Here is a 12,325-nt window from a genome sequence, read left to right as displayed (position 1 = left end):
TCTGTCATCACCATGCACCCTTGCGGCACAGGCCACGCATTTCACAATACTGGCAATTTGCTTCTACACCATGGGCTGGCAAACCAGAGCCTTGCTGTATCGCGGACATGCTGGTTTTAATCGCCAGCGCCAGCTCTGAAACCCAGCGGTCAAAATCGTCGGCAGCCACATCGCCAGCCTTGCCCTGGCTCAATTCCAGCGCCACATAGCTGCCAGAGCTGACAGGCAAATCCGTCAGCAAACCATAAAATGGTAGTTGGTGATCTTCACCCTCCTTGAGTCTCCTGCGCAAGTCATTCAGGTTTTTAGTCTTGTAATCGAGCACTGCCACTTCACCATTCACATTTCTGTCTATGCGGTCTATACGACCTTTCAGCATGACCTGGCCACCCTGCCATTCCAGCGCCTTTTCATTCTTGATTTCGCCCATCTCAAACTGCCAGCCAGCTTGTTCATGCGCCTGCATCCATGCGACATAGGCGGGGATGACTTTTTCCCAGCGCACACTATAAGCTAATGCCGCTGGGCTTTTTTGCAAGACATCGGCAAAAAAAACAGCGGATATGCTGCGCAACAAAGCTTCCTTGTCCACGTCAGGCTGATTGACTTGAGTGGCTTTCAACTCTTCATGGTAACGCTTGAGAATGGCATGCAGCCAGTCGCCATAATCACGCTTTTCTGGCATGTCAGACAGTTCATCCAGCGCACTCAAACCTAGCATGCGTCCGGCAAAAAACTGGTAAGGGCAAACTACCAGGCTGGTATAGGCACTGGCAGACAAGGTTGCTGGCAGCAACGTCGCAGCAGAGGGCGTCGGCATTTGCTGAGTGCTGACTTGCATAGTCCTGACGGGCAAATCAAGGGGGTGACTATCAAGCACGCCTTGCTGGGTACGCTCCAACGTCAAACCCAGTTGCTCCAACCAGGGGCTAACGGGATTATGTTCGCCATTCAGGCTGCCCTGCCAGGATAAAACGATGTCAGTATTACTCAGCAATAGCTCAGCAAAGTCACGCAATTGCTGTTGCTGGCGCGACTCGCGGGTTTCCAGCCCACATTCACGCCTGACTGCATTCGCAAAAAACAAAATCTCGCTGGCCTGCGATGGCAGGTGGGAAGCATCTGCCCCAACCAATAAGACTGCATCAAAGGGACGCAGACGAGCACCATTCAGCGGCAACATGACAACGCGTTTATCGGTATGCGCGAACACAAATGCCGTACTCTCCAGTTGTAAATTCATCAGGGCACGCCATTCAGCAAAGGCGAATGGCGTTTTCAACTCCTGGCAAGCGAGCTGCAATTTTTGTAGCAGTTGTATGATTTGCGCACCAGCCGGGTCTGCCTGGAAGGCATTGAACATGGAGAGATCAAAGAACACCTGCAGACTCAAGGCACTCCATTCAGACAGGCTGCGCCTGCCAGCGAAATTGCCTGCCTGCCTGGCCATGGACCTGATCCAGCGGCTGGCTGGTCCCGTATCCTTGCCCGCATCCAGCGCAGCCAATACCGATTCCCATCCACCCAGCACATTGGTGCGGCGCAAGACCAGTTCTATGCGCATGACCAGATCAGCTTTGGCGGCAATGGCATCTTGCTCAGGCTCGGTATTGTCCGGGTCTTTCCATAGCAGATAAGGCGACTTCAAAAAATCCAGCAAGGCCATGGTATCGGCTCGCGTGGTAACCACTTCGAGCCAGGCGGCGATGGCAGCCGCAGCGCGGGTGGTCGACAGCTTCCAGCCAGTTTCATCGGCCACCATGACTTGCGCGCGCTCCAGCAAGGCGCGTATGCGGCGCGACACGACGCGGTCTTGCGCCACCACGGCCACGCTTTGCCTGCCTGCCTGCAGCCAGTTGATAATGGTTTGCGCGCCCTGCACGGCTTCATCTTCCAGCGATGTCGCACGGCACAGGCGGATATGGGAGGTATCTACATATTCGGTCAAAGCCTGTTGATGCAGGCTGCTAGTATCCTGCAAACCCGGCCAGGCATGGTAATACGGCTGCGGCAAGGTATGCGCGCGCCAGTCCAGGCTGATTTGCAATACGCTTTGCTCTTTGGCCCAGGCTAGTAAAAAAGCCTGTTCCATGGGATTAGGCAAGGTCGGGGCTATCCATAGCAAAGGCTCACTGGCCTGCCCCGCAATTTGCAGCAACTGGGCATAACGTTTTACCTGCGGGTCACTGCCATCCAGCTGACTCTGCCAGACTGACCATACCAATTGTGTTTCTTCAGACAATAACGCCTGCGCAGGCGCGGGCAATTGCGCCAGAGCGGCCTGCCAGTCTTTTTCCAGCTTGTTCTTGTCTTTGCCAACGGTGGGCAGCAACACGGCTGTCAATTCATCAGACAGCGTCAGCAAGGTCTGCGCCAGCGGCAATAGGTCTGTGTTACGGCGCGCACCAAATAACTTCTTTAACCAGGGATGTTGCCGTAATTCAGCATACAGCCCCATCAGTCTTTCACTGGTATCACCACCCGTATTATTTTGCAGCGCAACATCCGGCGCCTGCATTTCCAGCAAGGCAAATAGGGTTTGTATGCGTGGCGGGATGAAATTGCCCTGGAATACTGTTCCCAATGCCCTTAATAACAGATGAGCGTGCTGATAGGTAGGCACGATGACCCGCACCGCAGAAAAATCCCGCTCTTGTTCAAGTCCCCAGCCTTGCTCCCTGGCAGCGCGCAAAAACGCCTGGGCAGCCTGTTGCCAGAATAAAGGGCCAGCGGGTATCAGTAGGGGATTATGTAGCATCGAGAAGTGGTGGTTTTGCCGGTAGAGCAAGTATACTATGCGACGACCCTGGCATTTTAGGTTCAAGCATGACACTTTTCTAAAAAATAGGTTATTATCTACCGCATAGCTAACCACGCCTGACTCATTTTGCTTTAGTCACGGTGCAGCACTATTCAACACCATTGAATTCGTGACTATCACCCCCAGATTCAAATCAGAATGCGGCGCTGTCCAAAAATACCGACATTCAGTGGCGCTGTTACCCCTTAATTTTTCCCTCTCGTTGAGGATTCCATGAGCGAAAACATCAAATATGTAAGCGATGCTTCATTCGAAGCAGACGTATTGAAATCAAACGTACCAGTATTGGTCGATTTTTGGGCTGAATGGTGTGGCCCTTGCAAAATGATCGCCCCTATCCTGGAAGAAGTTGCCAAAGAATATAATGGCAAGATCGTCGTCGCCAAGATGGATGTAGATGCAAACCAGGCAATTCCTGCCAAGTTCGGCATCCGTGGCATCCCTACCCTGATCTTGTTCAAAGACGGTGCTGCTGCAGCACAAAAAGTAGGTGCATTGGCAAAAGGCCAATTAACCTCTTTCATTGACAGTAATATTTAAGGTATTATTGCGGTCTGAAACTTAAGGCTGCCAACAACAAGATTGTTAGCAGCCTTAAAGTAGAGAAAATGAAGAGACAGCTGCCCCGGTTGACAACCCTCAACTGCTGCATGCAAATTCAGACCAGAATTACATAATATTAAATAAAACGAAACCAAGACAGAAATTCTTTCTATCCTGTTTAATCCGTAGTTCCTCTGCTCACTCCCCCACCCCATAATCCCATCCCGGGACACTCACCATGCATCTATCTGAATTAAAGGCCTTACACGTATCCGCTTTGTTGGAAATGGCCATAGGACTCGATATCGATAACGCTGCGCGTATGCGCAAGCAGGAATTAATGTTCGCGATCCTCAAAAAACGTGCAAAATCAGGCGAACAAATTTTTGGCGATGGCGCCCTTGAAGTATTGCCTGACGGCTTTGGCTTCCTGCGCTCGCCAGATGCCAGCTACATGGCCTCGACTGACGATATCTATATTTCTCCTTCGCAAATCCGCCGTTTCAATCTGCATACTGGCGATTCCATCGAAGGTGAAGTGCGTACACCAAAAGACGGTGAACGCTATTTTGCACTGGTGAAGGTGGACAAGGTCAATGGCGAATCGCCAGAAGCCTCCAAGCACCGCATCCTGTTTGAAAATCTGACGCCGCTGCACCCGAACAAGGTATTGACACTCGAACGCGAAATGCGCGGCGAAGAAAATACCACGGGCCGTATCATCGACATGATCGCCCCTATCGGTCGCGGTCAACGTGGTTTGCTGGTAGCGTCTCCCAAATCCGGTAAGTCTGTCATGCTACAACACGTAGCACACGCGATTACCACTAATCACCCTGACGTTACCCTCATCGTTTTGCTGATCGATGAACGTCCGGAAGAAGTGACAGAAATGCAGCGCTCAGTCCGCGGTGAAGTGGTCGCATCGACTTTCGATGAACCAGCCACACGTCACGTACAAGTTGCTGAAATGGTGCTGGAAAAAGCCAAGCGCCTGGTAGAAATGAAAAAAGACGTGGTCATCCTGCTGGATTCCATCACCCGTCTGGCACGCGCCTACAATACCGTCATCCCTGCTTCCGGCAAGGTATTGACTGGTGGTGTGGATGCAAATGCCCTGCAACGACCAAAACGCTTCTTCGGTGCAGCACGTAATGTAGAAGAGGGCGGCTCACTGACCATCATCGCGACAGCCCTGATCGAAACCGGCAGCCGTATGGATGACGTGATCTATGAAGAATTCAAAGGCACAGGCAATATGGAAGTTCATCTGGAACGCCGTCTTGCTGAAAAACGCGTCTATCCAGCCATCAACCTCAACAAATCCGGCACCCGTCGTGAAGAATTGCTGATCAAGCCGGATCAGTTGCAAAAGATTTGGATCTTGCGCAAATTGCTGTATAGCATGGACGAAATCGAAGCGATGGAGTTCATCCTCGACAAGATGAAAGCCACGAAAAACAACGCAGAATTTTTCGAAATGATGCGCAGAGGCGGATAAGTCTCCTTTTGTTTTCTTGCTGAAGAGCCGTCACCTTTGTGGCGGCTTTTTTATTGCCCGGCACCTGCTCAAAGCGCTGGAGAAGCAAAAAAGCTGGCTTCCAGACAGGAAAGCCAGCTTTATTACACTACCCATTTTACAAATTATCCACGTACCTGATCATCTGTTTTTTCTTTGTGGATTTTTTTGGACTGATGGTTTTCAGCGTGCTCGATGCTTCGCTGCTCAGCAGCGCCGATATGTCCATTTTTAGCCGCAACGGCTTCTTTGTGATCAACTTTTGCCTGACCTTTCTCCAGTTTTGCCACTTCATGATTGGTCAATTCCCCAGACTTGACACCATTTTCAACGCGCTGTTGCTGATTCACATTTCTTTGTACATCGGCCTGCATACGCTTGCTGGAGACTGAATGTGGGTTACCGGTCTGAGCATCGTGTTTTTCAGCATAAATATCAGAGCTGGCTTTGTTCTGCATTCTGACGAGTTTGGTTTTTTCTTGCTGGCTCAATTTTCCATCTTTCAAGGCAACATGTTCCTCGTGCGCGATCGCAGCCTGTTCGTGCTCCAGCTTGCCGGCTTCTTTGGTCGTCAACTGCCCTGTTTTCAAGCCGTTTTCTATACGAGTTTGCTGGTCAACATTACGCTGTACATCTGTGCTGACGCTTTGTGCAAACACAGAACCTGTCAGCAAACCTGCCAATAACAAGGGAATGAATTTCGTTTTCATGATGATGTCCTTATGCAGTGTTAAATTTATTTGTGCTAGTCACATGCCTATAACGACTCGCCAGAACGTGCCGATGACAGCGAAGCTGTAAGAGAGCGTAACAATAGTAAGTAGCGAAATGTAACAATTTTAAAAATTACAAACGCAAAAAAAACGGGCCAATCATGAGACCGGCCCGCCTTCACTTCTTTTACTTACCTGCTCTCAAGTGTTACTTACCAGCCAAAGTCTCAGGCTTGCTCCAGCCACCACCAACCGCCTTGTAAATACTGACCACGGCAGACAATTGCGCGCGCTTGCTGTCGATCAGGCTAGCTTGAGCCTGGAACAGGTCGCGTTGCGCGTTCAAGACTTCCAGGTAACTGCTATAGCCGTTCTTGTAGCGTAAATCTGCCAGGCGCAATGAATCTTTCAAGGCACTGACCCTGCGTTCGGAAGCCACATTCACCTGCTCATTGGCTGCCGTGTTGTTGAGCGCATCATGCACATCGCGGAAAGCGCCCTGCACTGCCTGCACATATTGCGCCAGCGCCTGGTTCTTGCGCGCCTCGGCACCCGACACCAGAGCAGAAATTGCACCAGCACGGAACACCGGTTGCGCCAGGCTGCTGCCTAGGCTCCACAACAGCGAAGCAGGGTTCAGCAAATCCTGGAATACGCGGGATTCATAGCCAGCAGTCGTCGTCAATTTAACGCTAGGGAAATATTGCGCTTTGGCCTGGCCGATATCTGCATTAGCTGCTACCAGTGCCTGCTCTGCCGACAAGATATCCGGACGTCGGTTCAGCAAATCAGACGGCAAGTCTGCCGGCATGATCAGTTGCTGATGCAGGCTGTCAATTTCATTGCCACGCGCGATCACTGGCTGGGCAATGGCACTGGCAGAACGGCCAAGCAAAACTGCCAGCGTCGATTCTATATTCGACAAGGCCTGTTTGGCTTGAGCGTAACTGATTTCTGCTGCCGCAGTTTCAGATTCGGCCACATGCAAATCGAGCTCGCTGGTCGCGCCTGCCGTAAAACGGCGCTGTTGCAGGCGCAGGTTTTCCTGTCGAGTTTTCAGGGTCGAATCAGCCAGGGCCAGTTGTGCATCTGCTGCTCGCAAACTGAAATAAGTCTGCGCAACATTCGCATACAAACTGCTTTGCACAAGACCACGGCTGGCCTCTTGCGCCAGCAAACGGGCACGGGCTGCTTCATCCGCACGAGCCAGCTTGCCCCAGAAATCCACCTCATACGAAGCAGTCAGGCTTAGTTGAAAGTCTTTACTGTAAGGGCTGACTCCAGTGCCCAGCTTGCCTGCATTTTCACTGGTACGGCTGCGATTTGCACCCAGATTGGCATCCACACTGGGGAAGCGATTTGAATTGGCACCTACTGCCAGGGCACGCGCTTCTTCTATACGGGCCGCGGCCAGAACCAGATCCTGGTTATTTTTTGATGCTTCATCCAGCAGGCTATCCAGTACCGGGTCTTGAAAACTTTTCCACCAGGCTGCGTAATCAACTGCGACCTGTTTGTTTTTTGTTGCCAATGGACCGATGTTGGCTGGGGTTTCCAGCGCCGGGCGCTGGTAATCCGGCCCGACTGAAGCACAGCCTGCCAGCACCATACTGGCGACCAGCGTTGATAATATAAGTTTTGTTCCAGACATTATTATTCCTTCACATCTGCTTGAGGCGCATTGTGCAAAATATGGACAGGGTGCTCAAAATCCTGCTCAGTCGTTTTCAAACGTCTGTCATTGATCAGCTTGAAGAACAAAGGCACGAAGAAGATCGCCAGGAAAGTCGCTGCCAACATACCGCCCAATACACCAGTACCCAGAGATTGACGCGCAGCAGCACCTGCACCGTGCGAGAAAGCCAGTGGTACCACACCCAAAATAAACGCCAGCGAAGTCATCAAAATAGGACGGAAGCGCAAGCGTGCCGCCTCCAGCGCCGCAGCCACAGGTGCATAACCTTCATGCACTTTCATGACCGCGAATTCCACAATCAGAATCGCATTCTTCGCCGACAAACCTAATAGCGTCACCAGACCGATCTGGAAGTACACGTCATTATTGAAGTGACGCAAGTACACCGCCAGCAAGGCACCGAAGATACCGAATGGCATCGCCAGCAAGACTGAGAATGGCAGAGACCATTTTTCATACTGTGCAGCAAGGATCAGGAAAATCATCAGTACACCGGCACCCAGTGCCAGGCCAGCGGCATTGCTGCTACGTTTCTCCTGGAAGGACGCGCCGCCCCAGTCGTAGACTACATCCGCAGGCAAGACGTTTTTCGCGGCACGTTCCATCGCAGCAATCGCCTGACCAGAGCTGAAACCTGGCTTGGCATCACCCAGCAATTTAATCGATGGCAAGGCATTGAAACGCTGTACAGAATCAGGACCTGTAATGAACTTGATGGTCGTGAAAGCACGTACTGGTATCATCTGGCCAGTCGCAGAACGCACATACATGCTGCCTATGTCATCTGGCTTGGCACGGTACTGACCTTCTGCCTGCAACTGCACGGTATAGATACGGCCGTTCTTGTTGAAGTCATTGACATAGTAACTGCCCATGGTCGCAGCCAGGGTGTTGTAGACGTCGGACAAAGCCACACCCATGGAGCGTGCTTTTTCATTGTCCACGTCCACATACAACTGTGGTGAATTGGCTTGCCACAAGGTTTTGACACCCGCCAGCTCAGGCTGTTTGTTGGCTTCAGCAATCAGCAAAGGCAGCAGTTGTGCCAGACGCTTGACGCCGCCTTCACCCGCATTTTGCAGATAGAACTCAAAACCACCAGTCTGACCCAGACCCTGGATTGCAGGCGGGGCAAAGAACAAAGGCAAACCTTCCTTGATACGGCCAGTTTTCATGTAACTTTCGCCCACCATCTGCTGGGCAGACTGGGTACGCTCTTCCCAAGGTTTTAAAGGGAAGAACATGGTTGCAGCGGACGATTTCAAACCGCCACCACCCAGGAAATCCAGACCAACCAGGGCAAAAGTCGTGTCGATATTCTTGTTGGTTTTCATGATGGACTCAACCTGACGCACCATCGCATCAGTACGGTCCAGCGAAGCACCATCCGGCATGATCGCCGCACCAATGAAATAACCCTGATCTTCATCTGGCACCAAACCACCAGGTACGTTTTTCCACAACAAGCCGGTCAGGGCAACCATACCCAGTACCAGTGCGATACCAAGCACCGCACGCTTCATAAAGAAGGTCACGCCATTGGTGTAACGCTTGGTCAAACGCAGGAAGGCTGCGTTAAACCAGGTAAAGAAACGGTTATGATTTTCTGAACCCGGCTTGAGCAAGATCGCGCACAAAGCGGGTGTCAAAGTCAGAGCAACGATACCGGACAACACCACAGCGATAGAAATCGTGACCGAGAACTGGCGATACAATTCACCGGCCAGACCACCAAGGAAAGCGATAGGGCCAAACGCTGCCACCAGTACCAGCACAATCGCGATAACCGGGCCAGTCACTTCATGCATGGCCTCAATCGCTGCATCTTTCGGCGTCATGCCTTCTTCATTGATCAGACGCTCGACGTTTTCAAGCACCACAATCGCATCATCCACCACAATACCAATCGCCAGCACCATACCGAACAAGGTCAGTGTATTGATGCTGTAACCCAGCAAATGCAGACCGGCCATGGTACCAATCAGCGATACCGGCACAGCCAATGTGGGGATGATGGTCGCGCGCCAGCTCTGCAGGAACAGGTACACCACGATGAACACCAGCACCATCGCTTCGCCCAAGGTTTTCAACACTTCGGCAATCGATTCTGTCACGAAAGGCGTAGTGTCATAAGGCGTGGCATATTCCATGCCTTCGGGGAACTTCGCTTTCAGGTCTTTCAGGGTTTGCTCTACAGCCTTGCGGGTTTCCAACGCATTTGCGCCAGTCTGCAAGAACACACCGATATTCGCAGATGGGTGACCATTGACGCGGCCATACAGGTTGTAATCCTTGGAGCCCAGTTCAACACGCGCCACATCGCTGATACGGATAGCAGAACCACCCTTGGCAGATTTGACGATGATATTGGCAAACTCAGACGGTTCCAGCAAACGGCCCTTGGCCGTGACTGTCATCGTCAGTTCTTCTGTGTTATTTGGCGGTGCGCCTACTTTACCCGCTGCGTACTGGGCATTTTGCTCAGTAATGGCAGTAGAGATATCACCCACCGTCACACCCAGTTGCGCCATGCGGTCAGGACGCATCCAGATACGCATCGCATAATCCTTGGCACCGAAAATCTGGATATTGGTGGTACCGGGCACACGCTTCAATGCATCCAGTACGTTTTGCGTTGCATAGTTGGACAGATACAGTGCGTCATAGCGATTGTCTGGCGAGAATATCGCAGCAACCACCAGGAAGTTGGACGAGCTCTTTGAAACCGTCACACCCTGGCGTCTTACCTCTTGTGGCAATTTTGCATCTGCCTGACGTACACGGTTGTTGACGTTAACGGCAGCAATATCGAGATCAGTACCAACTTCGAAGGTAACGTTGATCGATACACGGCCGTCAGCGGAAGAGACCGAGTCCATATACAGCATGTGTTCGACGCCGTTGATCTGCTCTTCGATAGGGCCGGCGACAGTACGCTCAACCACCTCGGCAGAAGCACCTGGGTAGATCGCAGTCACATTCACTACCGGCGGAGAAATCTCCGGGTAGCGCGAAATCGGCAGGACGCGCAAGGCGGCCAGACCGGCCAGCACGATGATCAGCGACAAGACAGTCGCGAAGATCGGCCGGTTAATAAAAAATTTTGAGAACATGAATTATTCCTTGTAGCCTTAGCTTTGTTATGCAGCGGATTTTCAGCTTGATACTTTGGCTTAATATAGGGCTTAGTGTTTTGCTTCGGCGCTGGCTGCTGGTGCAGATGCAGATGCACTGGAAGCTGCTGGCTTGCCTTCTGCCGCAGGTGCTCCTGGTGGCGCGCCAGTCGGTGCTGCCGGAGAATTCGCTGCCTTGGCTGTAATCGCGATTGGCGTTACCGTCATGCCTGGATCATGCGCTTTGATGAAGCCATCCACCAATACGCGGTCGCCACCTTGCAAACCCTTGGTGACTATCCATTCACCATGTGACCAGCCATCCAGCTCAACCGGTTTTGGCACCAGCTTGTTGTCTGGCGACACCGTGAACACGATCTTGCCCATAGGACTGTCGATGACAGCACGTTGTGGTATCGCAATCGCTGCACTACGGGTAGCACCGCTGAGTATCACGCGTACAAACTGGCCTGGGCGCAATGTACCTTCAGGATTAGGTACTTGTGCACGGGCATCAAAACCACCTGTGTTCGGGTTTACTTTTTCACTGACAAAATTCATCTTGCCTGTGACTGGGGCAGTGCTGCCGTCTGCCAGCTTCAACTGCACGTCGAACGCCAGGCTACCGTTATTGGTTTTCTTGCCAGGCAGGGCAATCTTACCTGCGCCCACGTCCTTGCTCAGCTTCAGATAATCCGCTTCTGGCACGCTGAAGTTGACATACACAGGGTCGGTTTGCACGATGGTAGTCAGCAAACTATCTGCTGCTGTCACCAGGCTGCCGTTGGATTTAGCCGCAACGCCTGTTACACCATCAATCGGTGCCACAACACGGGTGTAACCCAGATTGAGTTTGGCTTCATTCACCTGTGCCTGCACTTGCTTGTAGCTGGCTTCTGCTGTTTCCAGTGCAGACTTGGCATCATCAAATTCTTTCTGGCTGATCGCTTTTTCTGCTGCCAGTGGCGTCAAACGGGCAAATTCGCGCTTGGACTGGTTCAGCTTGGCTTCAGCCACACCAGCGGCAGCCTCGGCAGATGCCAGTTGCGTGCGGTAAGCACCCTGATCAATCTGGAACAAGACAGTGCCAGCCTTGACGCGGGAACCTTCTTCATACAAACGGTTTTCCAGGATACCGGCAACGCGGGCACGCACTTCTGTTTCGCGTGAACCTGCGGTTTGCGCCGCATATTCAAAATCCAACCCCAGGTTGCGTGGCTGTACGGTAACGACATTCACTTCTGGCGGCGGCATCTTGCCTGGACCACCGGCGTTTGCAGCACCTTTATCGCCACAGGCAGCCAATACCAGCAAAGGCAGGCTCACAGCAGCGATGCGCAAAGCAGGTAAAGCCTGCGTCATATGGCTGGTAATCGAAGATAGCTTAAATACATTTGTTATTGGTTTTGCAGGGGAGCGCATGGGAGATTCTTTCTTCTAAAGGGAAAGGCGGTGTGCTATTATATACATTCACGAATGTTTGTAAATAAAGTTTTTATACAGCCCTACGGTATTACAGGGATTTTGGCAATACTGGATTTATTCTGACCTATGAGAAAACGCCGCAGGCTGCAGCTTTTTTTCTAGATCGTGTTTCTTATTTCGTTTGACTCTTCGTGAGTTGTTTTCAAATTAACAAAATTTGATGCTAACAGTCAGCGATATCAGCAACGCATAGGCAAATGCTGCTTGGCGTTATTACTTATAAATTTACTTATAGCGCGGTATGGTTAAAGCCTCATGACAAGCTGGCAGTACGTGTTGACATGGACTAAATGCTTAAACAATTAAACAAGTATAAAGCAGGAAAAAAATTTCTGCTTTGCAGCAATTAATTTGATATGAAACAGCTCAGCTTGTTGAAATGTGCTTCAGTATCAATCAGTAACAATGCAGGTCTGGCAAAAACACAAACGGTAT

At 51.4% G+C, this 12,325-nt stretch carries 7 protein-coding genes; 2 read left to right on the top strand and 5 right to left on the bottom strand.

Annotated elements, in window-relative coordinates:
* Window positions 1-7: 7 nt before the first annotated feature.
* Entirely contained in the window at window positions 8-2,758 is a 2,751-nt protein-coding gene (locus tag ACO0LG_RS26665; RefSeq protein WP_423031162.1) for a PD-(D/E)XK nuclease family protein, read from the bottom strand.
* Between the two features lie 276 nt (window positions 2,759-3,034).
* On the opposite strand from ACO0LG_RS26665, the gene trxA reads away from it, so the two are divergent.
* Window positions 3,035-3,361: a thioredoxin TrxA gene (gene trxA / locus ACO0LG_RS26660; protein WP_423031160.1), complete on the top strand. Its 327-nt coding sequence runs from the start codon at window positions 3,035-3,037 to the stop codon at window positions 3,359-3,361.
* A gap of 241 nt (window positions 3,362-3,602) precedes the next feature.
* The gene (gene rho, locus ACO0LG_RS26655) at window positions 3,603-4,865 is read left to right on the top strand and encodes a transcription termination factor Rho (protein ID WP_110257254.1); all 1,263 of its coding nucleotides are present in this window, start codon (window positions 3,603-3,605) and stop codon (window positions 4,863-4,865) included.
* Between the two features lie 143 nt (window positions 4,866-5,008).
* On the opposite strand, the gene ACO0LG_RS26650 is transcribed toward rho, so the two are convergent.
* The 4 genes from ACO0LG_RS26650 to ACO0LG_RS26635 form a co-directional block, all read right to left on the bottom strand.
* Window positions 5,009-5,593: a hypothetical protein gene (locus tag ACO0LG_RS26650; RefSeq protein WP_423031158.1), complete on the bottom strand. Its 585-nt coding sequence runs from the start codon at window positions 5,591-5,593 to the stop codon at window positions 5,009-5,011.
* A 211-nt stretch (window positions 5,594-5,804) separates the two neighbouring features.
* Entirely contained in the window at window positions 5,805-7,247 is a 1,443-nt protein-coding gene (locus tag ACO0LG_RS26645; protein ID WP_423031156.1) for an efflux transporter outer membrane subunit, read from the bottom strand.
* Between the two features lie 2 nt (window positions 7,248-7,249).
* Window positions 7,250-10,405: an efflux RND transporter permease subunit gene (locus ACO0LG_RS26640; RefSeq protein WP_423031154.1), complete on the bottom strand. Its 3,156-nt coding sequence runs from the start codon at window positions 10,403-10,405 to the stop codon at window positions 7,250-7,252.
* A 72-nt stretch (window positions 10,406-10,477) separates the two neighbouring features.
* Window positions 10,478-11,767, bottom strand: a complete 1,290-nt coding sequence (locus tag ACO0LG_RS26635) for an efflux RND transporter periplasmic adaptor subunit (RefSeq protein WP_423031152.1) — start codon at window positions 11,765-11,767, stop codon at window positions 10,478-10,480.
* Window positions 11,768-12,325: the final 558 nt, after the last annotated feature.

Origin of the sequence: Undibacterium sp. Ji42W (assembly GCF_049340405.1) — a bacterium.
In the GTDB taxonomy this organism is placed as follows: Bacteria; Pseudomonadota; Gammaproteobacteria; order Burkholderiales; family Burkholderiaceae_D; genus Undibacterium.
The sequence above is the reverse complement of the archived record's forward strand: the minus strand, read 5'-3'. Positions and strand labels throughout refer to the sequence as shown.